Annotated in this window: 17 protein-coding genes and 1 riboswitch; of the genes, 14 read left to right on the forward strand and 3 right to left on the reverse strand. The window is 74.5% G+C overall.

Translation table 11 applies throughout. From position 1 onward, the window contains the following. Window positions 1-2 precede the first annotated feature (2 nt). The 11 genes from paaD to FXF68_RS17625 all read left to right on the forward strand — a co-directional run bounded on the left by paaD (window position 3) and on the right by FXF68_RS17625 (window position 12,010). Window positions 3-491: a 1,2-phenylacetyl-CoA epoxidase subunit PaaD gene (gene paaD, locus FXF68_RS17575; protein ID WP_148760402.1), complete on the forward strand. Its 489-nt coding sequence runs from the start codon at window positions 3-5 to the stop codon at window positions 489-491. Continuing rightward, window positions 492-1,568: a 1,2-phenylacetyl-CoA epoxidase subunit PaaE gene (gene paaE / locus FXF68_RS17580; protein ID WP_148760404.1), complete on the forward strand. Its 1,077-nt coding sequence runs from the start codon at window positions 492-494 to the stop codon at window positions 1,566-1,568. A gap of 80 nt (window positions 1,569-1,648) precedes the next feature. Next, complete coding sequence (locus FXF68_RS17585) at window positions 1,649-3,061, forward strand: amidase family protein (protein WP_148760406.1); 1,413 nt, start codon at window positions 1,649-1,651, stop codon at window positions 3,059-3,061. 112 nt (window positions 3,062-3,173) lie between these two features. Beyond that, window positions 3,174-4,835, forward strand: a complete 1,662-nt coding sequence (locus FXF68_RS17590) for an alkaline phosphatase D family protein (RefSeq protein WP_148760408.1) — start codon at window positions 3,174-3,176, stop codon at window positions 4,833-4,835. Window positions 4,836-5,268: 433 nt separating this feature from the next. Beyond that, the gene (locus tag FXF68_RS17595) at window positions 5,269-6,423 is read left to right on the forward strand and encodes a phosphorylase family protein (protein WP_222869982.1); all 1,155 of its coding nucleotides are present in this window, start codon (window positions 5,269-5,271) and stop codon (window positions 6,421-6,423) included. A gap of 195 nt (window positions 6,424-6,618) precedes the next feature. Beyond that, window positions 6,619-6,810, forward strand: coding sequence for a CbtB domain-containing protein (locus FXF68_RS17600; RefSeq protein WP_067900338.1), 192 nt, complete (start codon window positions 6,619-6,621; stop codon window positions 6,808-6,810). Between the two features lie 8 nt (window positions 6,811-6,818). Continuing rightward, window positions 6,819-7,568, forward strand: coding sequence for a CbtA family protein (locus FXF68_RS17605; protein ID WP_148760412.1), 750 nt, complete (start codon window positions 6,819-6,821; stop codon window positions 7,566-7,568). Window positions 7,569-7,573: 5 nt separating this feature from the next. After that, a complete protein-coding gene (locus FXF68_RS17610; protein ID WP_148760414.1) occupies window positions 7,574-8,143 on the forward strand; it encodes a histidine phosphatase family protein in 570 nt (189 codons plus the stop codon). A gap of 32 nt (window positions 8,144-8,175) precedes the next feature. After that, complete coding sequence (locus FXF68_RS17615; protein WP_187438002.1) at window positions 8,176-10,077, forward strand: VWA domain-containing protein; 1,902 nt, start codon at window positions 8,176-8,178, stop codon at window positions 10,075-10,077. A 2-nt stretch (window positions 10,078-10,079) separates the two neighbouring features. After that, window positions 10,080-10,682 (forward strand): cob(I)yrinic acid a,c-diamide adenosyltransferase, encoded by a 603-nt coding sequence (gene cobO, locus FXF68_RS17620; protein ID WP_148760418.1) that lies wholly within the window; start codon window positions 10,080-10,082, stop codon window positions 10,680-10,682. 8 nt (window positions 10,683-10,690) lie between these two features. Then, entirely contained in the window at window positions 10,691-12,010 is a 1,320-nt protein-coding gene (locus FXF68_RS17625; RefSeq protein WP_148760863.1) for a cobyrinic acid a,c-diamide synthase CobB, read from the forward strand. Here the strand turns inward: FXF68_RS17625 and cobN are convergent. Then, on the reverse strand, window positions 11,965-15,537 hold the full coding sequence (gene cobN, locus FXF68_RS17630; RefSeq protein WP_148760420.1) for a cobaltochelatase subunit CobN: 3,573 nt from the start codon (window positions 15,535-15,537) through the stop codon (window positions 11,965-11,967). The two genes, FXF68_RS17625 and cobN, sit on opposite strands and share 46 nt — an antisense overlap. Window positions 15,538-15,591: 54 nt before the next feature. After that, window positions 15,592-15,713: riboswitch (cobalamin riboswitch) on the reverse strand. Window positions 15,714-15,774: 61 nt separating this feature from the next. Here cobN and FXF68_RS17635 point away from each other — a divergent pair. From FXF68_RS17635 to FXF68_RS17645, 3 genes are read left to right on the forward strand one after another with little or no spacing between them, the layout of a single operon-like run. Further along, window positions 15,775-16,872: a precorrin-3B synthase gene (locus FXF68_RS17635; protein WP_148760422.1), complete on the forward strand. Its 1,098-nt coding sequence runs from the start codon at window positions 15,775-15,777 to the stop codon at window positions 16,870-16,872. Further along, window positions 16,869-17,489, forward strand: a complete 621-nt coding sequence (locus tag FXF68_RS17640) for a precorrin-8X methylmutase (RefSeq protein ID WP_148760424.1) — start codon at window positions 16,869-16,871, stop codon at window positions 17,487-17,489. The genes FXF68_RS17635 and FXF68_RS17640 overlap by 4 nt, the downstream gene beginning before the upstream one ends. Beyond that, window positions 17,489-18,970 (forward strand): precorrin-2 C(20)-methyltransferase, encoded by a 1,482-nt coding sequence (locus FXF68_RS17645; protein ID WP_148760426.1) that lies wholly within the window; start codon window positions 17,489-17,491, stop codon window positions 18,968-18,970. Before FXF68_RS17640 ends, FXF68_RS17645 begins: the two co-directional genes overlap by 1 nt. On the opposite strand, the gene FXF68_RS17650 is transcribed toward FXF68_RS17645, so the two are convergent. Both FXF68_RS17650 and cobM read right to left on the reverse strand, forming a co-directional pair. Next, on the reverse strand, window positions 18,961-19,692 hold the full coding sequence (locus FXF68_RS17650; protein WP_148760428.1) for a cobalt-precorrin-6A reductase: 732 nt from the start codon (window positions 19,690-19,692) through the stop codon (window positions 18,961-18,963). The two genes, FXF68_RS17645 and FXF68_RS17650, sit on opposite strands and share 10 nt — an antisense overlap. Continuing rightward, entirely contained in the window at window positions 19,689-20,432 is a 744-nt protein-coding gene (gene cobM / locus FXF68_RS17655; RefSeq protein WP_148760430.1) for a precorrin-4 C(11)-methyltransferase, read from the reverse strand. The genes FXF68_RS17650 and cobM overlap by 4 nt, the downstream gene beginning before the upstream one ends. Between the last annotated feature and the right edge of the window lie 71 nt (window positions 20,433-20,503).

The following is a 20,503-nucleotide window of genomic DNA, read 5'->3' on the forward strand; positions in this document are numbered from 1 at the left end:
GCATGGTGAGCGCCCGCACCGTCGCCGAGACGGTCACCGACCCGGAGCTGCCGATGCTGACGCTCGCGGAGCTGGGCGTCCTGCGCGACGTGACGGAGCGCGCGGGCCGCGTGGAGGTGACGATCACTCCCACCTACACCGGCTGCCCCGCCCTGGACGCGATGCGCGACGACCTCAGGTCGCGGCTGGCGGAGGCCGGATACGCCGACGTCAGCGTGCGGACCGTCCTCGATCCGCCGTGGACGAGCGACTGGATCAGCGAGTCGGGGCGCGGCAAGCTCGCGGCGGCCGGAGTCGCCCCGCCGGGGAGCGTGCCGCGCCGCGCGTCCGGGCCGATCCCGCTGACGCTGGGGCCGACCCGGCGCGTCGAGTGCCCGCGCTGCGGCTCCGCCGACACGGTCGAGCTGTCCCGGTTCGGTGCGACGGCCTGCAAGTCGCTGCGCCGCTGCGAGGCGTGCCGGGAGCCGTTCGAGCACTTCAAGGAGATCTGAATGGCGACTGCCACGGTGCGGCGCGGCTTCCATCCGCTGCGCGTCGCGGGCGTCGAGCGGCTGTGCGACGACGCGGCCGCCGTCACCTTCGACGTGCCGCCGGAGCTCGCCGACCTCTACGACTTCCGGCCGGGGCAGTTCCTCACGCTGCGCCGCGTCCTGCCCGACGGGAGCGAGGAGCGCCGCTCGTACTCGATCTGCGCGGCGGCCGGGGCCGCGCCGCGCGTCGGCGTCCGCGAGATCCCGGGCGGGCTGTTCTCGTCGTGGCTCGTGCGCGAGGTGCGTCCCGGCGACGTCGTGGACGTGCTGCCGCCGTCCGGGACGTTCACGCTCCCCGAGCAGCGCGGCGCGCACCACGTGCTGATCGCCGCCGGTTCGGGGATCACGCCGGTGCTGTCGCTCGCCGCGACCGCGCTCGCCGCCGACCCGTCGAGCCGCGTCACCGTCCTGTACGGGAACCGGCGCAGCGGGACGGTCATGTTCGCCGACGAGCTGGCCGACCTCAAGGACGCGCACCCCGACCGGTTCGAGCTGGCGCACGTCCTGTCGCAGGAGCCGCGCGAGGCGGAGCTGTTCAGCGGGCGGCTCGACGCCGACCGGCTGCGCGTGCTGCTGCCGCGCCTCGTCCCCGTCGAGGACGTCGCGCACTGGTGGCTGTGCGGCCCGTTCGGGATGGTCACCGGCGCGCGGCGCGTCCTGCGCGGGTTCGGGGTGCCGGACGAGCGCGTCCACCAGGAGCTGTTCCACGTGGACGAGGTGCCGCCCGAACCCGACCGGCGGCGTCCCGAACCGACCGGCCCCGCCAGCGAGGTCACGGTCGTGCTCGACGGAAGGTCCACGACCGTCGCGCAGCCGCGGGACGCGACCGTCCTCGAATCGGCGCAGCGGCTCCGCCCGGACCTGCCGTTCGCCTGCAAGGGCGGGGTGTGCGGCACCTGCCGGGCGCGCGTCGTGGACGGCGCGGTCGACATGCGCCGCAACTTCGCGCTGGAACCGGCGGAGGTCGCGGCCGGGTACGTGCTGACCTGCCAGTCCGTCCCGGTCACCGACCGGCTGACGGTCGACTACGACGCCTGAGAGCGCCGTTTTCGGGGGGCTGATCCACGGAGTGAAACACGGGCCTCGCGCTCCGGCCCGCCCTGTAGGACGGTGTCCCCATGGCTGAAGACCCGCACTGGCTGTCCGCCGTCGACGCGGTCCGGATGCTGCGCGACGGCGAACTCGACCTCGCCGAGTACGCCGAGGCGCTGATCGAGCGCACCGATCGGCTGGCGCGGCTCAACACCTACATCTCGCACGAGCCCGACCTGGTCCGGCGGGCGGTCGCGGGCGGCGACCGGACCCGGACGGGGCCGCTGCACGGGCTGCCGTTCGCGCTCAAGGACGTCATCGACACCGACGACCTGCCGACCACGGCCGCGACCCCGGCGCTGCGCGACTGGCGGCCGGGCCGCACCGCGCCGCTCGCGGAGACGCTGCTCGGCGCGGGCGGGACGCTGATGGGCAAGCAGGCCCTCGGCGAGCTGTCGTTCGGCATGACGTGCAACAGCCCCGCGTTCGGCGCGGTCGGCAACCCCTACGACGAGACCCGCATCCCGGGGGGGAGCAGCGGCGGGACGGCGGCGGGCGTCGCGGCCGGGCTGGTCCCGTTCGGGATCGGCGGGGACACGGGCGGGTCGTGCCGCATCCCGGCGGCGCTGTGCGGGTGCGTCGGGTTCCGGCCGACGCACGGGCGCTACGACCCGCGCGGCGTGGTGCCGATCTCGCCCTCCAGGGACACGCTCGGTCCCATCGCCCGGTCGGTCGCGGACGTCCGGCTGGTCGACGCGCTCTGCGCGCCCGCCGGGGCGGACCCCGAGCTGACCGTCGACCTGTCCGGCCTGCGCCTCGGGGTGCCGACCGGGCATTTCTACGACGACCTCGACCTCGACGTCGCGGTGGCGACCGAGCGCGCGCTGTCGGAGCTGGCCGCGCGCGGAGCGGTGCTGGTGGAGCGGGACGTCCCCGGCCTGCTGCGGCTGAACGAGCTGGCGAGCTTCACCGTCGTCCTGTACGAGGTGGGACGCGAGCTGTCCGCCTACCTCTACCAGCATTCGGTGCCGATGACGCTGCGCGGGCTGGCGGGGCAGGTCTCGGTCGCGGCCGTCCGGGAGACGCTGGAGTCGGTGCTCGACGCCGACGTCGTGTCCGCCGCCGCGTACCGGGAGGCGATCGCGGTGCACCGCCCGGCGCTGCGCGCCGCCTACGCCCGCTACTTCGAGGACGACGGCCTGAGCGCGCTGGTCGTCCCGACGACGCCGCTGACCGCCCGTCCGCACCGCCCGTCCGGCGAGGATCGGACGGTCGAGCTGAACGGCAACACCGTCGACACGTTCCTCACCTACATCCGCAACACCGACCCGCCGAGCACGGCCGGGCTGCCGTGCCTGTCGGTGCCGTCCGGGATGTCCCGCGAGGGCCTGCCGATCGGGCTGGAGATCGTGGGCCCGGTGTCGTCGGACGCCCGGCTGCTCGCCATCGGCGAGGCGGTCGAACGGGCCCTCCCGCCGCTGCCCCGCCCGCCCCTCTGACAAAAGGGTTTTGTCGTTTCGTGCCATCGTCGTCCCGGTGTCGGCACGCATCTTCAACCGCGTCACCCGAATTGCGGCCATCCTCCGATATTGATCCAAAAAGGAGGGTCGCATGTCGGAGAGATTTCCCCGCCGTCGCTTCCTCGCCACCGGCGGAGCCGCCTCGGCGCTGGCGGCCGGGCACGTCCTGCTCGGTCCCGCGCTGGTCGGCGAGGACGGCGCGCTCGCCGCCGTCCGCTCGTACGGCGGCGTCCCCCTGCCGTCCGGGCTGTTCACGCTGGGCGTCGCGTCCGGGGACCCGCTGCCGGACGGCGTCGTCCTGTGGACGCGCCTCGCGCCGAAGCCCGTCGACGGCGGCGGCATGCCGTCCACTCCGGTGCCGGTGAGCTGGCAGGTCGCCGAGGACGAGCGCTTCCAGCGGATCCGCGCCCGTGGCGTCGTCACGGCCCGCCCCGAGTCCGGGCACTCGGTGCACGCCGAGGTCGCCGGGCTGCGCCCGGACCGCGAGTACCACTACCGGTTCCGCGCGGGCGACGAGGTCTCGCCGGTCGGCCGGACCCGCACCGCGCCGGAGGACGGCGCGGTCAACCGGCGGCTGCGGTTCGCGTTCGCGTCCTGCCAGAGCTGGCAGGACGGCTACTTCACCGCGTACAGCCACCTCGCCGAGGAGGACATCGCGTTCCTCGCCTTCCTCGGCGACTACATCTACGAGTCGGTGCCGAAGACGACGACCGTCCGCACCCACGAGGGCAAGGGCGAGCCGTACACGCTGGCCGAATACCGCAACCGGCACGCGCAGTACAAGACCGACGCGAACCTCCAGGCCGCGCACGCGGCCTTCCCCTGGATCGCGACCTGGGACGACCACGAGGTCGACAACAACTGGGCCGGCGAGATCCCGCAGGACCCGGCCAAGCAGCCGCACGACAAGTTCCTCGCCCGCCGGGCCGCCGCGTTCCAGGCGTACTACGAGCACATGCCGCTGCGCCGGTCGGCCCGCCCGCACGGCGCCGACGCGCGGCTGTACCGCCGGGTCGGCTTCGGCCGCCTCGCGACCGTCCACGTGCTCGACACCCGGCAGTACCGCGACGACCAGCCGACCACGCTCGCCGAGGCGAACGACCCGGACCGCACGATGACCGGCGCCGAGCAGGAGGAATGGCTGCTGGACGGCCTGTCCGACTCGGGCGCCCGGTGGAACCTGCTCGCCAACCAGGTGATGTGGGCGTCCAACGACCGCAAGGTCGGGCCCGAGCAGGTCTTCGACTTCGACAACTGGGACGGCTACCGTGTGCAGCGCCGCCGCCTGCTGGAGTACTTCGGCTCCGGCGAGACGTCCAACCCGGTGGTGCTCACCGGCGACCGGCACGCGACCTGGGTGTGCGACCTGAAACCCGACTTCGACGACCCGGACTCCCCGGTCGTGGGCGCGGAGATCACCGGCACGTCGATCACCTCCGGCGGCGATTCCGACCCGGTGCCGTTCCACAGGAAGTACGACCCGATCATGGCGGAGAGCCCGCACTGGAAGTACATCGGGAACCAGCGCGGCTACGTCGTCTGCGACGTCTCCCCGGCCCGGCTGCTCGCCTCGCTGCGCCTCGTCAGCACCGTGTGGACGCCCGGCGAGACGACGGTCACCACCGCCGCGCGGTTCGCGGTCGAGGCGGGACGGCCCGGGATCAGCGTGGTCGAGCAACTCTCGCCCGAGCGCGAGGCGCGGACGCTGAAGAGGGGCGCGCGCCGCTACGCCGTGGACGACGACCAGTTCTGACCGGCCGCGACCCATACTGACCACTTTTGACCGTTTCTGACCGGAGCGCGGGAACAGGGGTCCGCCAGGGCCCCTGTTAACATCCGAATTGGACCACGCCTCGAATGGTCGATCGGTCCGGCCGGCGGCGACGCGCTCGCACCACCGCATTTCACGGGCCGGACCACTCCGTCCGAGCCGGGGACCGATCAAGCGGCCCGCGCGGCCTCATCACCGCCCACCGAAATGATCTTTCCCGGATTGTGAAAATCGGACCTTCGGGAAACACCTGGGGCCACGTCCTATACGCGCTGTTCCGATCGGTGAACGCTCAGTCGCCGGTTACGGGCAAATGGGACTGGGCCCCTCCGCGCACACGCCCGCGAGCGAGCTCGGCGGCGCTGCCCGCCCCCGAGTGATCCGGTCGCCGACGGCCGCGTTGTACGGTGCCAGCGTGGAAGAAGTCGTCGATGGGGCCGGTCTGAATCCCGCCGAGGTGGGCAAGGGCGTCGGGCGGTTGCTCGACGTGCTCGACGGCGTCGACGCGGACGGCTGGTATCCGATGCTGGAGGTCGTCCGTCCCTGGTCGGAGCACAATCCGCGCATCACCGGGGAGTTCGCGCGTCCGGCCGCCATCCGCGACTATCTGCGGCGCGAATTGACCACGCTGCTCCGCAAGGGCGCGGCGGTGACCGCGCGCCCGTCGCGGCGGGCGCTCCCGTTCACCGATCCGGAGTTCTTCGCCGCGCTCGACGAGGAGCGCTTCGACCTGCGCGCGAAGAAACTGTTCCTGTTCGGCCCGGAGCGCATGGCGCTCTCTCTGGACCGGCTGTCGCATTACTGCGGAACGCCCGCCGAGTCGTTCGGCCGCTACGTCCTGTTCACCAATTACGCGATGCACGTCGAGGCGTTCAGGGAACGGTTCCCGGACGCCGAAGGACCCGCCCGCCCGGACGTGCAGATGCCCGCCTGGCACCACGACGGCGTGAGCCTGGTGAACATCGGGGTCGGGCCGTCCAACGCCAAGACCGTGACCGACCACCTCGCCGTCCTCCGCCCCGACGCGATGATCATGATCGGGCACTGCGGCGGGCTGCGGAACCACCAGCGGCTCGGCGACTTCGTCCTCGCCACCTCCTACCTGCGGGAGGACCACGTCCTCGACCGCGTGCTGCCGCTCACCGTCCCGGTGATCCCGAACCACCGGCTCAACACGTTCCTGCTGGACGCGCTGGACGAGCGCGACGCCCGCCACCGGCTCGGCGTCGTCCACACCACCGCCAACCGGAACTGGGAGTTCAACCAGGCCGCGACCCTCGCCGCGATGCAGGCGTCGCGGGCCGTCGCCGTCGACATGGAGTCGGCGACGATCGCGGCGAACGGCTTCCGCTACCGCATCCCGAACGCCACACTTCTCTGCGTCTCCGACAAGCCGCTGCACGCCTCGCCGAAGCTGTCGGCGTCCGCGTCGGCGTTCTACGAGACCAGCAAGCGCGAGCACCTCAACATCGCGCTCTCCTGCGTGGACCGCGTCCGCCGCGAGCACCCGAACGGCCTCCCGAGCCAGGACATCCGCTCCCCCGACGAACCGCTTTTCGGGGTGGAATGAATGTCACACCTCATTGACAGGGGTGGGATGGGGAACGTACGTTCCGTCTGACTTCACGGTTGTCCGAGGGAAATCCGGTGAGATGCCGGTGCGGACGCGCCACTGTATCCGGGACGACGATCCCGGGAGCCAGGTCACTCGGGCAGCCGCGACCTCATCGTCCGGGACGCGCACGATCCCCAGTGGAGGTACACCGTGAGCTCGCTGTCGGCTCCAGAACGACGCATCCCCCTTCCCCGGCTCGGCCCGTGGCTGCTCGCGGTCCCGGTCCTGCTGCTGCTCGGCTACCTCGTCCTGATGGACAACGGCGCCGTGTCGCAGACGGGCGGCTTCCTGCACGAGCTGATGCACGACGGGCGGCATCTGCTCGGCGTGCCCTGCCACTGAGCCGCGCCATGATCCGCACCCTGCTGGTCAGGGGCGTCCTGCTGGGCCTGCTCGCCGGGCTCGTCGCGGGCGTGTTCGCGTTCGCCGCCGGGGAGCCCCGGATCGACGACGCCATCGCCCTCGAACAGGCCGCCGCCTCCGCCGAACATTCGCATGACCAAGGCACCGCCGCGCACGAGCACGAGCACGAGGGCGTGGAGGTGAGCCGGGGCGCGCAGAAGGCCGGGCTGTTCCTCGCCACCGGCCTCTACGGGCTCGCCGTCGGCGGCGTGTTCGCGCTGGTCTACGCCGGCCTGCGCGGACGGGTCGGGCCCCGCTCGGACGGCGGGCTCGCGCTCGCCGCCGCCGGGACGGCCTTCGCCGCGGTCATCCTCGTCCCGTTCGTGAAGTATCCGGCGAACCCGCCCGCGGTGGGCGACCCGGACACGATCACCAGCCGGACGCTCCTCTACCTCGCGATGATCGGGGTGGGCCTGCTCGCCGCCGCGATCGCGGTGACGACGGGACGGCGCGTCGGCGGCGGGCCGTGGCCGCGGTGGACCGCCGCCGTCGCCGCGTTCCTCGCCCCGGTCGTCGTCGCGGCGACGCTATTGCCAGGGGTGGACGAGGTGCCGGACGGCTTCCCCGCCACCCTGCTGTGGCAGTTCCGCCTCGTCTCGCTCGGGACGCAGCTCGTGTTCTGGACGGTCTTCGGCGTCGCGTTCGGCTGGGCGTGCGACCGCGCGGCCCGTCCGGCGCGGGCCCCGGTGCCCGCCTGACCGGGGTGCCGTCCGTAGGGAACGCGGTGCTGTTCGTCCGGCAGGCGACGTCGGCCGGGATGCGCGAGGCGCGCTTCCCGGCCGACGCGCCCGCGGACGCGTCCGGCCTGGCCAGGGCGAGGGCCCTCGCCGGGACGCTGCCGGACGGCCCGGCGTGGACGTCGCCCGCCCGTGCCGCCCGCGAGACCGCCGCCGCGCTGGGCCTCGCCGGGGCGCGTCCGGCGGCGGAGCTGGCCGAGGCCGACCACGGCCGCTGGGCGGGCCGCCGCTACGCCGACGTCGCGGTGGAGGAGCCGGACGGGCTGGCCCGCTGGCTGGCCGACCCGTGGGCCGTCCCGCACGGCGGCGAGACCCGCGCCGCGCTCGCCGGGCGCGTCACCGGCTGGCTCGCCGCCGGCCCGCGCGGGGTCGTCGTGTGCGACGCGGGCGTCATCCGGGCGGCGGTCGCGCTCGTCCTCGGGATCGACGTCACCGCCGGGGACCGGTTCGACGTCGCGCCGCTGTCCACCACCGAACTGTCCGCCGCCGGGAACGGCTGGCGGGTCGCCCACGTCAACCGGAAGGTCTCCGCTTGAACGCCACCTACCCGTTCACCGCCGTCGTCGGGATGGACGACCTGAAGCTGGCGCTGCTGCTGAACGCCGTGTCCCCGCGCGTCGGCGGGGTGCTGGTGCGCGGCGAGAAGGGGACGGCGAAGTCGACGATCGTGCGGGCGCTCGCCGCGCAGCTCCCCGCCGTGGACACGGTGCCGGGCTGCCGGTTCGCCTGCGACCCGGCCGCGCCCGACCCGTCCTGCCCGGACGGTCCGCACGCCTTGGGCGGGCCGTCGGCGCGGCGGGCGGCGGCGCTGGTGGAGCTGCCGGTCGGGGCGTCGGAGGACCGGCTCGCCGGGTCCCTGGACGTGGAGCGGGCGCTGACCGAGGGCGTGAAGGCGTTCGAGCCGGGGCTGCTCGCGGCGGCGCACCGGGGCGTCCTGTACGTGGACGAGGTGAACCTGCTGCACGACCACCTGGTCGACCTGCTGCTGGACGCGGCGGCGCTCGGCACCTGCTACGTCGAGCGCGAGTCGGTGTCGGTGCGGCACGCGGCGCGGTTCCTGCTGGTCGGAACGATGAACCCGGAGGAGGGCGAGCTGCGCCCGCAGCTCCTCGACCGGTTCGGGCTGACGGTGGAGGTGCGGGCGTCGCGGGAGCCGAGGGAGCGGGCCGAGGTTGTCCGGCGGCGGCTCGCGTTCGAGGCGGACCCGGCCGCGTTCGCCGCGCGCTGGTCCGCCGAGGAGGCCGCGCTCGCCGAGCGCATCGCGGCGGCGCGGGACCGGCTGGGCGGCGTCCGGCTGCCGGACGAGCGGCTGGAGCAGATCGCGGCGATCTGCGCCGGGTTCGAGGTGGACGGCCTGCGCGCCGACCTGGTCACGGCGAACGCCGCGCTCGCGCACGCCGCCTGGCACGGCCGGGACGAGGTGACGTCCGACGACGTCCGCGCGGCGGCCCGGCTGGCGCTGCCGCACCGCCGCCGCCGCGACCCGTTCGACGCGCCCGGCCTGGACGAGTCCCTGCTCGACGACCTGCTGAACAGCGCTTCTCCCGACGACGACCCGCCGCCGGACGGCGGTGGAGGCGAACCGCCCGGCGGGGGCGGTGAACCGTCGTCGCCGGGCGACGGCGGCTCCGAGGCCCCGGCGGAACAGCCCGGCGGGGACGGGCGCGCGGGCGGCCGTGAGCAGGTGGCGGGGGTCGCGGCGCCGCACGCCGTCCCGCTGCTGGAGGTGCCGGGCGTCGGCGACGGCGCGGCCGGGCGCCGGTCCCGGTCGCGGACGGAGCGGGGCCGCGTCACCGGCTCGCGCCGCCCGGCCGGGCGGATCCACGACCCGCACGTGGTGGCGACGCTGCTGGCCGCCGCCCCGCACCAAGACGCCCGCGGGCGTTCCGGGCCCGGCCTGCTGCTGCGCGCGGACGATCTGCGCGAGGCGGTCCGGGAGGGACGGGAGGGCAACCTCGTCCTGTTCGTCGTGGACGCGAGCGGCTCGATGGCCGCCCGCCGCCGGATGTCCACGGTGAAGACGGCCGTGCTGAGCCTCCTCCTCGACGCCTACCAGCGCCGCGACAAGATCGGCCTGATCACGTTCCGGGGGCGGACGGCCGAGGTCGTCCTCCCGCCGACGTCGTCGGTGGAGGCGGGCGCGGCGCGGCTGCGGACGCTCCCCACCGGCGGCCGGACCCCGCTCGCCGCCGGGCTGGTCAGAGCGGCGGAGGTCCTCCGCACGGAACGCCTGCGCGACCCGTCCCGCCGCCCGCTCCTGGTGGTCGTCACGGACGGGCGGGCGACGGCCGACGGCGACGTGCCGCGCGCAGCAGGGTTGCTGGCCGGGACGGCCGGGGTCGTCGTCGACTGCGAGGACGGGCCCGTCCGGCTCGGTCTCGCGGGACGGCTCGCGGCCCGGCTCGGGGCGCGGCTCGTCCCGCTGGGCGACCTCGACGGAATCGTCCGCGAGCACCGGAAGGCGGCCTGATCATGCCCCAGGGGAAGCCCGCGTCCGTCCCCGACGACGGACTGACCACGCGGCAGCGCCGCAACCGGCCGCTGCTGATCGTCCACACCGGGCCCGGCAAGGGCAAGTCGACCGCCGCGTTCGGGATGGCGCTGCGGGCATGGAACCAGGGCTGGCCGGTCGCGGTGTTCCAGTTCGTGAAGTCGGCGAAATGGCGGATTGGCGAGGAGAAGGCGCTGCGCGTGCTGGGCGAGAGCGGAGAGGGCGGTCCGGTCGCGTGGCACAAGATGGGCGAGGGCTGGTCGTGGCTGCGGCGGCCCGGCGCCGAGGACGACCACGCCGCGAACGCCCGCGAGGGCTGGGCGCAGATCAAGCGCGAGCTGGCCGCCGAGACGCACCGCTTCTACGTCCTGGACGAGTTCACCTACCCCCTGAAATGGGGCTGGCTCGACCTGGACGACGTCATCGAGACGCTCACCGGACGTCCCGGCGACCAGCACGTCGTCGTCACCGGACGGGACGCGCCCGGCCGTCTCGTCGAGGCCGCCGACCTCGTCACCGAGATGGGCAAGGTCAAGCACCCGATGGACGCCGGGCAGAAGGGGCAGCGGGGAATCGAGTGGTGATCCCGAGGCTGGTGGTCGCGGCGCCGTCGTCCGGGAGCGGGAAGACGACGGTGGCGACCGGGCTGATCGCGGCGCTCCGGGCGCGCGGCCTGCAGGTGTCCCCGCACAAGGTCGGACCCGACTACATCGACCCCGGCTACCACGCGCTCGCCGCCGGGCGTCCGGGCCGCAACCTCGACCCGTGGCTGGTCGGCGAGGACCGGATCGCGCCGCTGTTCCTGCACGGCGCCGCCGGGTGCGACGTCGCCGTGGTCGAAGGCGTGATGGGCCTGTTCGACGGGCGCGGCGACACCGGGTTCGCGTCGACGGCGCACGTCGCGCGGCTGCTCGGCGCGCCCGTGGTCCTCGTCGTGGACGCGGCCCGGCAGAGCCGCTCGGTCGCCGCGCTGGTGCACGGCTTCGCGACGTTCGAGCCGGGCGTGCGGGTCGCCGGGGTCGTCCTGAACCGGGTCGGGTCGGACCGGCACGAGGAGCTGTGCCGGAGCGCGCTGGACGCGACCGGCGTCCCGGTGCTCGGCGCGCTCCGCCGGGACGACGCGGTCGTGACGCCGTCCCGGCATCTCGGCCTGGTCCCGGCCGCCGAGCGCGAGACGGAGGCCGTGCGGGCGGTCGAACGGCTGGGCGACCTGATCGCGCGCTCCTGCGACCTCGACGCGCTGATGCGGCTCGCCGCCACCGCTCCCCGGCTCCCGGACCGGCTCTGGGATCCGAGCGCGGAGGTGGAGCCGCTGCCGGGCCGTCCGGTCGTCGCCGTCGCGGGCGGGGAGGCGTTCACCTTCTCCTACGCGGAGCACACCGAGCTGCTGCGCGCGGCCGGGGCCGACGTCGCGGTCGTCGACCCGCTGCGCGACGAGGCCCTCCCGGACGGGACGGCCGCGCTCGTCCTCGGCGGCGGGTTCCCCGAGGTGCACGCCGCCGACCTGGCCGCGAACGCGCCGCTGCGCGCGGCCGTCGCCGCGTTCCGAGGCCCGATCGCCGCCGAGTGCGCGGGCCTCCTCTACCTGTGCGAGGAGCTGGACGGGCGGGCCATGTGCGGGCGCGTGCCGGGACGGGCGCGCATGACGTCCCGGCTGACGCTCGGCTACCGGGAGGCGGTCGCCGTGGCGGAGTCGCCGCTGACCCGTCCGGGCGAGCGGTTCCACGGCCACGAGTTCCACCGGACGGCCGTCGCCGCCGAAGCCGCCCCGCTGTTCCGCTGGAAGGACGGCGGCGACGGGTTCGGCGACGAGCTGATCACCGCGTCCTACCTGCACCTGCACTGGGCCGGGCATCCGGAGGCGGCTCAGCGGCTGGTGTCGTCCTCCAGGTCGCCTTCGGTCTTGAGGTAGACCTCTTGGAGACGTTGCAGGATGTCCGGGTCCGGGTGCTCCCACATGCCGCGTTCGGCGGCTTCGAGGAGCCGCTCGGCGATGCCGTGCAGGGCCCACGGGTTGGACTCGGCCATGAACGCGCGGTTCTCGTCGTCCAGGACGTAGGCGGCGGTCAGCCGGTCGTACATCCAGTCGGCCATGACGCCGGTGGTCGCGTCGTAGCCGAAGAGGTAGTCGACGGTCGCGGCCAGCTCGAACGCGCCCTTGTAGCCGTGCCGCCGCATCGCGGCCAGCCAGTTCGGGTTCACGACGCGGGCCCGGAAGATCCGCGCGGTCTCCTCCGAGAGGGTGCGCGTGCGGACCGCGTCCGGGCGCGTGCTGTCGCCGACGTAGGCTTCCGGCGCCTTCCCGGTCAGGGCCCGGACGGTCGCGATCATCCCGCCGTGGTACTGGAAGTAGTCGTCGGAGTCCGCGATGTCGTGCTCGCGGGTGTCGACGTTCTTCGCGGCGACGGCGATCCGCCGGTAGGCGCTCTCCATGTCGGCGCGGGCCGGGACGCCGTCGAGGTCGCGCCCGTAGGCGTGCCCGCCCCACACCGCGTACACCTCGGCGAGGTCGGCGTCGTCGCGCCAGTTGCGGCTGTCGATCAGCGGCAGCAGGCCCGCCCCGTACGCGCCCGGCGCGGAGCCGAACACTCGGAGCGTCGCGCGCCGCTCGTCGCCGTGCTGCTCCCGATCGGCCTTGACGTGGGCGCGGACGTAGTTGTCCTCGTCCGGTTCGTCGAGCGCGGCGACGAGCCGGACGGCGTCGTCCAGCATCGCGACGACGTGCGGGAACGCGTCCCGGAAGAAGCCGCTGATGCGGACCGTCACGTCGATGCGCGGCCTGCCCAGCTCGTCCGCAGGGATCGCTTCGAGGCGGGTGACGCGGCGGGACGCCTCGTCCCACTCCGGGCGGACGCCGAGCAGCGCGAGCACCTCGGCGATGTCGTCGCCCGCCGTGCGCATCGCGCTCGTCCCCCAGACGGACAGGCCGACCGAGCGCGGCCACTCGCCGTGGTCGGCGCGGTAGCGCTCCAGCAGCGAGTCGGCCATCGCCTGCCCGGTCTCCCAGGCGAGGCGGCTCGGGACGGCGCGCGGGTCCACCGAGTAGAAGTTGCGCCCGGTCGGCAGGACGTTGACGAGCCCGCGCAGCGGCGACCCGCTCGGCCCGGCCGGGACGTAGCCGCCGTCCAGGGCGTGGAGCAGGTGGTCCATCTCGTCGGTGGTCCGGGCCAGGCGCGGGACGACCTCCGTCGCCGCGAACTCCAGCACCCGCCGGACGAGTTCCCCGTGTTTCGCAGCGATCTGTGCGACCGCGTCGGGCGACCAGTCGGCGTCCTCCATCGCCTGGACGAGGGAGCGGGCCGTGGCCTCGGCGGCGTCGACGTCGGCGCGCGTGCCGGTGCCGTCCTCGGTGAGGCCGAGGGCTTCGCGCAGGCCGGGCAGGGTCTCGCGTCCCGACCACATCTGCCGGGCGCGCAGCATGGCCAGCACCAGGTCGACGCGCTGCGGGCCGGTCGGCGCCTCGCCCAGGATGTGCAGGCCGTCGCGGATCTGCGCGTCCTTCACCTCGCACAGCCAGCCGTCGACGTGCAGGAGGAAGTCGTCGAACTCGGTGTCGTGCGGACGGTCGTCCAGGCCGAGGTCGTGGTCGAGCTTCGCGGCCTGGATCAGCGTCCAGATCTGCGCGCGGATGGCGGGGAGCTTCGCCGGGTCCATCGCGGCGATCGTGGCGTGCTCGTCCAGGAGCTGTTCGAGGCGGGCGATGTCGCCGTAGGTCTCGGCGCGGGCCATCGGCGGGACCATGTGGTCGACCAGGACGGCGTGCGCGCGGCGCTTCGCCTGCGTCCCCTCGCCCGGGTCGTTGACGAGGAACGGGTAGACGAGCGGGACGTCGCCGAGCGCCGCGTCCGCACCGCAGGACGCGGACATGCCCGCCGCCTTGCCGGGCAGCCATTCCAGGTTGCCGTGCTTGCCGACGTGGACGATCGCGTGCGCGCCGAACTCGTCCGACAGCCAGCGGTAGGCGGCCAGGTAGTGGTGGCTCGGCGGCAGGTCCGGGTCGTGGTAGATCGCGATGGGGTTCTGGCCGAAGCCGCGCGGCGGCTGCACCATGACGACGACGTTCCCGGCGCGGAGGGCGGCGAGGACGATGTCGCCGTCCTGGACGAACAGCTCGCCGGGCGGCGGGCCCCAGTGCCGCTCCATGTCGTCGCGAAGGTCGGCGGGCAGCGTCCGGTACCAGCGTTCGTAGGACGCCCCGGAGATCCGGACGGGGTTGCCCGCGAGCTGCTCCTCGGTGAGCCAGTCCTCGTCCTGGCCGCCCGCCGCGATCAGCGCGTGGACGAGCGCGTCGCCGTCCTGGTCGGCCACGCCGGGGAAGCCTTCGCCGAGGTCGTAGCCCGCTTCGCCGAGCCGGGCGAGGAGCCGGACGGTGCTCGCCGGGGTGTCGAGGCCGACCGCGTTCCCGACCCGCGAGTGCTTCGTCGGATACGCCGACAGCATCACGACCAGGCGGCGCGAAGCGGGCGGCGTGTGCCGGAGGCGGCCGTGCCTTACGGCGATCCCCGCGACCCGCGCGGCGCGTTCGGGGTCGGCCCGGTAGACGGTGAGCCCGTCCTCGTCGATCTCCTTGAAGGAGAACGGGACGGTGATGATGCGGCCGTCGAACTCCGGGATGGCGACCTGCGAGGCGGCGTCGAGCGGGGACAGGCCGTCGTCGCTGTCCGCCCAGTCGGCGCGGGACGTGGTGAGGCAGAGGCCCTGGAGGATCGGGACGTCCAGCGCGGCGAGCGCGCCGACGTCCCACGCCTCGTCGTCGCCGCCCGCCCCGGCCGTCGCGGGCCGCGTCCCGCCCGCCGCGAGGACGGTCACGACCAGCGCGTCCGCTTCGCGGAGCGTGTCGAGCAGCGCGGGCTCGGCGGTGCGGAGCGACGAGCAGAAGACGGGCAGGGGGCGTCCGCCCGCGTCCTCGACGGCGGCGCAGAGGGCCTCGACGAACGCGGTGTTCCCGGCCATGTGGTGGGCGCGGTAGTAGAGCACCCCGATCACCGGGCCTTCGGTGGCGCGGGACGTTCGCTCGTATCGCCCCCAGGTGGGCGCGGCCTGCGGCGGCGCGAACCCGCGCCCGGTCAGCAGGACGGTGTCGGAGAGGAACGCGTGCAACTCGGCGAGGTTCGCGGGCCCGCCATGCGCGAGATAGGCATGCGCCTCGGCACACACCCCACCGGAAACGGTGGAAAGCTCCATCAACTCGGCGTCTGGCGCCTGCTCTCCTCCCAGGACGACGACCGGGCGGGTGCCGGTCAGAAGGGCGTCGAGGCCGTCCTCCCAGGCGCGGCGGCCGCCGAGCAGGCGGACGACGATCAGGTCGACGCCGTCGAGCAGCGGCGGAAGGTCGGCCACGGCGAGCCGGGCGGGGTTGCCCAGCCGGTAGCCGGCGCCGGACGCGCGGGCGCTCAGCAGATCGGTGTCGGACGTGGAGAGCAGCAGAACGGTGGACATGACGGGTCCTCCCCCTGGGGTCCTCGCCCCGGTCGCGGGTGTCACGACGGCGGGAGTCTCCTGGCTCCCGGATCAGCGCTCGCCCCGGCCTTCCCGTCCGCGTGGACAGTGGCCGTTAGCGGGGGTCGCTCCCCGGTGACAGTGGCGGGACCGCGCCGGATTCACACCGGCTTCCTCCACTGCCGTCGTCGATCAGCAGACTACGGCAGCGCGCGGCGTCCGAGAAAGGTGGCCTTCATGCCAGATGTCCGTGCGGCGGGGCGGTCGCGTGCCGACGCGTGCCCCGGCGCGCTCCAGACCCACGACGCCGCCGACGGGGCGCTCGCCCGCGTCCGCACGCCGGGCGGGGCGGTGTCGGCGGCGCGGCTCAGGACGGTCGGCGGCGCGGCCCGCGAGCTGGGCGTGGACGTCGTCGAGCTGACGTCGCGGGCCAACCTCCAGGTGCGGGGCGTGCGCGATCCGGCGGCGCTCGCGGAGCGGCTGGCGGCGGCCGGGCTGCTGCCGTCCGCGTCGCACGAACGGGTGCGCAACATCGTCGCGTCCCCGCTCGGCGGACGCGGCGTGCGGGGCGTCCTCGCCACGGATCCGCTGGTCACGGCGCTCGACCTTGAGTTGTGCGGGCGTTCTCGGCTGGCCGGGCTGCCAGGCCGGTTCCTGTTCGCGCTGGACGACGGCTCCGGCGACGTCGCGTCCCTGGGCGCCGACGTGACGCTGACTCCCGGCGGCGTGCTCCTGGCCGGGCACCGGCTCGTCCTGTCCGGCGATCCCGTCGCGGTCATGATCGCGGCGGCGGAGGCGTTTCTCGACGTTCGCGGCGACGCCTGGCAGCTGGCCGAAGTCCCGGACGGCCCGCGCCGCGTCGCGGGCCTCCTCGGCGGGACGCTGGCCGAAGCGCAGCGCGTCCCCGCCCCGCCCGCACCGCACGCGGGTTTCGTCGAGCAGCGCGACGGCCTGGTCGCGCTGGAGGTCGTGCCGCCGCTCGGACGCCTGTCCGGCGCGCAGATGGAAGCCCTCGCCGACATCGCGGACGAAGTGCGGCTGACGCCGTGGCGGAGCATCGTCCTGCGTGACCTGCGACGCGACGACGCGCACCGGCACGCCGTCCACCTGCACCAACACGGCTTCGCCACCGACCCCGACTCGCCCTGGGTCGGAGTGACGGCCTGCACGGGAAGCCCCGGCTGCGCGAAATCGGAAGGCGACGTGCAGGGCGCGGCCCACCGCTGGGTCGGCGGCCTGTCGCGCGCCCCGGAGACCCCCGTCCACTGGACGGGCTGTGACCGGAACTGCGGGATGCCCCGCGGGCCGGTCGTCCTGAAGAGAGCGGAACGGTGACCGACTACATCCGGGACGGCGCGGAGATCTACCGGCGCTCGTTCGCGACCATCCGCGCGGAGGCCGACCTGTCGGGCCTGCCGGACGACGTGGCGCGGGTCGCCGTCCGCATGATCCACGCCTGCGGGATGACGGACCTCGTCCGCGACCTGGCCTGGTCGCCGGGTGTCGTCGCGCGGGCGCGGGCGGCGCTGCTGGACGGCGCGCCGATCCTGTGCGACGCGCGGATGGTGGCGTCCGGCGTCACTCTGGCCCGGCTGCCCGCGGGCAACGAGGTCGTGTGCGCGCTGGGCGACCCGCGCGTCCCCGGCCTGGCGGAACGGCTCGGCACGACGCGCAGCGCGGCGGCGCTCGACCTCTGGCTCGACCGGTTGGACGGCGCGGTCGTCGCGATCGGCAACGCGCCGACCGCGCTGTTCCGGCTGCTGGAGCTGGTGGACGGGGGCGCGGGACGTCCGGCCGCCGTCCTCGGGATACCGGTCGGTTTCATCGGCGCGGCCGAGTCCAAGGACGCGCTCGCCGCGAGCGACCTCCCGCACCTCGTCGTGCGCGGACGCCGCGGCGGCAGCGCCATGACGGCGGCGGCCATAAATGCGATTGCCAGTGAGGCGGAGTGATGGCTGGACGGCTGTACGGGGTCGGCGTCGGCCCTGGTGATCCTGAACTGGTGACGGTGAAGGCCGCCCGGTTGATCGGTGCGGCGGACGTGGTCGCCTACCATTCCGCGCGGCACGGGCGGAGCATCGCCCGCGCCGCCGCCGCGCCCTACCTGCGCGACGGGCAGATCGCGGAGCAACTCGTCTATCCGGTGACGACGGAGACGACCGACCATCCCGGCGGGTATCAGGGCGCGCTCGACGACTTCTACGCCGACTGCGCCGCCCGCCTCGCCGCGCACCTGGACGCGGGACGGACGGTCGTCGTCCTCAGCGAAGGCGACCCGCTGTTCTACGGCTCCTACATGCACCTCCACAAACGCCTCGCGCCGCATTACCCGGCGGAGGTCGTGCCGGGCGTGACGTCGCTGAGCGCGGCGTCGGCCGCCGCCGGGCGTCCGCTGGTCGAGCGCGAGGAGACGTTGACCGTGCTGCCCGGCACGCTCCCCGGCGACGAGCTGGCGGACCGGCTCCGCACCGCCGACGCGGCGGCCGTCCTCAAGCTGGGCCGGACGTTCCCCAAGGTCAGGCAGGCTTTTGAGGACGCCGGACGGCTCCCCGAAGCCTGGTACGTCGAACGCGCCTCGACCGGCCGGGAGAGGGTCGTGCCGCTGGCCGACGTCGATCCGGCGGATGTCCCGTACATGGCGCTCGCCCTGCTGACCAGCCCGGCAAGCGAGTCGTTCACCGCTCCCGAGCCGGCACGCCCCGAGGGTCCGGGGAGCGTGACGGTCGTGGGCCTCGGCCCGGCGGGACGGCCGTGGCTCACCCCGGAGGCGCAGGACGTCCTGTCGTCCGCGACCGACCTCGTCGGCTACGGCCCCTACCTCGACCGGGTCCCGCCGAACGCGCGGCAACGCCGCCACCCGACCGGCAACCGGGTGGAGGACGACCGCGCCCGGCACGCCCTCGAACTGGCGCGGGACGGGGCGCGGGTCGCGGTCGTCTCGTCCGGCGATCCGGGCGTGTTCGCGATGGCGACGGCCGTCCTGGAGGCCGCGGACGACTTCCCGGACGTGCCGGTGCGGGTCGTCCCCGGGCTGACCGCCGCGCAGGCCGTCGCCGCGCGGGCGGGCGCGCCGCTCGGCCACGACTTCTGCGTCCTGTCGCTGTCGGACCTGCTCAAACCGTGGGAGGTGATCGCCCGGCGGCTCGCGGCGGCGGCCTCGGCGGACCTGGTGCTCGCGCTGTACAACCCGTCGTCCAGCCGCCGGAGGCACCAGCTCGCGGCGGCCCGCGACCTGCTCCTCGAACACCGCTCCCCCGAAACTCCGGTGGTGGTCGGACGCGACGTCGGCGGCCCGGAGGAGAGCGTGACCGTGACGACGCTCGGCAAGCTGGATCCCGATCAGGTGGACATGCGCTGCCTGGTCATCGTCGGGTCGTCAACAACTCGGGTGACCGAGCGCGGCGCCGTCCACACGCCGCGCCGTTACCCCTGAGCCCAGCGGACGGCCTCCGCCGGGTCGGTGGCCACAGCCACGCCGTCCGGGACGGGCGGCCGGTCCACCATGATCACGGGCAGTCCGGCGGCGCGGGCGGCGGTGAGCTTGGCGCGGGTCATCGCGCCGCCGCTGTCCTTGGTGACCAGCACGTCGAGGCTGTGTTCGCGGATCAGCGCCCGCTCGCCGTCGAGCGTGTAGGGGCCTCGGGACAGCAGCACGCGCACGTTGTCCGGGACGGGCTTCTCCGGCGGGTCGACCGACCGGGCGAGGAACCACACGTCGGCGCGGGCGGCGAAGACCTCGATGCTGCGCCGCCCCGTGGTGAGGAACGCGCGGGCCCCGCACGGCAGCGCGGCGGCGGCGTCGGCCAGCGACGGGACGCGCCGCCAGTCGTCGCCGTCCTCCTCCCGCCAGCCGGGACGCCGCAACGCGAGCAACGGAACCCCCGCCCGTTCCGACGCCCGCGCGGCGGAGGCGCTCATGCGTTCCGCGAAGGGGTGGGTGGCGTCCACGAGCCGGTCGATCCGGTGCTCGCGCAGCCAGGCGGCGAGGCCGTCCGGCCCGCCGAAGCCGCCGACGCGCACCTCGCCGACGGGGAGGCGCGGGTCGGCGACGCGCCCGGCGAGCGACGACACGACGCGCACGTCCGGGACGCCGTGCAGGCGGGCGGCGAGGTCCCTGGCCTCGGCCGTCCCGCCGAGGATCAGGACGCGCCTCACACTCGTTCCCGCTCCGCGCTGTAGAGGTGGCTGCCGGGGAACGCGGACGCGGCCAGCACCCGTCCGACGACGATCACGGCGGTGCGCTTCACCCCGGCCTCGTGGACCAGGCCCGCGATGTCGGCGAGGGTGCCGCGCAGGATCAGCTCGTCCGGACGGCTCGCCCGCGCGACGACGGCGACCGGGCAGTCCGCGCCGTAGTGCGGCAGCAGCTCGGCCGTCACCTCGTCGATCCGCTGGACGGCGAGGTGCAGCACCATCGTCGCGCCGCTCGCGCCGAGGGTGGCGAGGTCCTCGCCGTCCGGCATCGGGGTGGCGCGGGCGGACGTGCGGGTCAGGATCACCGTCTGGCCGACGCCGGGGACGGTCAGCTCCCGGCCCAGCGACGCGGCCGCCGCCGCGAACGCCGGGACGCCCGGGACGATCTCGTACGGCACCCCCGCCGCGTCCAGCCGCCGCACCTGCTCAGCGACCGCGCTGAACACCGACGGGTCGCCCGAGTGCAGCCGCGCGACGTCGAGACCGTCACGGTGCGCGGCGGTCAACTCGGCGACGATCTCGTCCAGGTTCAGATTCGCGGTGTCAACAAGCCGGGCACCAGACGGGCAGGCATCCAGCAACTCGCACGGCACCAGCGACCCGGCGTACAGGCAAACCGGCGCAGCCTCCAGCACCCGCAACCCACGCACAGTGATTAGGTCAGCAGCCCCAGGCCCAGCCCCCACGAAATACACCGTCATGCCGCCCTGCCTTTCTGGGGGGCGCCCCCCAGACCCCCGAGGGGTCGGCGCCATGATCCTCGCTTCGCTGC

Source organism: Actinomadura decatromicini (assembly GCF_008121305.1).
In the GTDB taxonomy this organism is placed as follows: Bacteria; Actinomycetota; Actinomycetes; order Streptosporangiales; family Streptosporangiaceae; genus Spirillospora; species Spirillospora syzygii.

What these genes read in the sequence shown, in the direction of transcription:
- FXF68_RS17635 (WP_148760422.1), top strand. Translation starts at nt 15,775, where the DNA reads ATGCCAGATGTCCGTGCGGCGGGGCGGTCGCGTGCCGACGCGTGCCCC.
- FXF68_RS17615 (WP_187438002.1), top strand. Translation starts at nt 8,176, where the DNA reads ATGGACGACCTGAAGCTGGCGCTGCTGCTGAACGCCGTGTCCCCGCGC.
- FXF68_RS17590 (WP_148760408.1), top strand. Translation starts at nt 3,174, where the DNA reads ATGTCGGAGAGATTTCCCCGCCGTCGCTTCCTCGCCACCGGCGGAGCC.
- cobN (WP_148760420.1), bottom strand. Translation starts at nt 15,537, where the DNA reads ATGTCCACCGTTCTGCTGCTCTCCACGTCCGACACCGATCTGCTGAGC.
- FXF68_RS17585 (WP_148760406.1), top strand. Translation starts at nt 1,649, where the DNA reads ATGGCTGAAGACCCGCACTGGCTGTCCGCCGTCGACGCGGTCCGGATG.
- FXF68_RS17645 (WP_148760426.1), top strand. Translation starts at nt 17,489, where the DNA reads ATGGCTGGACGGCTGTACGGGGTCGGCGTCGGCCCTGGTGATCCTGAA.
- cobO (WP_148760418.1), top strand. Translation starts at nt 10,080, where the DNA reads ATGCCCCAGGGGAAGCCCGCGTCCGTCCCCGACGACGGACTGACCACG.
- paaE (WP_148760404.1), top strand. Translation starts at nt 492, where the DNA reads ATGGCGACTGCCACGGTGCGGCGCGGCTTCCATCCGCTGCGCGTCGCG.
- paaD (WP_148760402.1), top strand. Translation starts at nt 3, where the DNA reads ATGGTGAGCGCCCGCACCGTCGCCGAGACGGTCACCGACCCGGAGCTG.
- cobM (WP_148760430.1), bottom strand. Translation starts at nt 20,432, where the DNA reads ATGACGGTGTATTTCGTGGGGGCTGGGCCTGGGGCTGCTGACCTAATC.
- FXF68_RS17605 (WP_148760412.1), top strand. Translation starts at nt 6,819, where the DNA reads ATGATCCGCACCCTGCTGGTCAGGGGCGTCCTGCTGGGCCTGCTCGCC.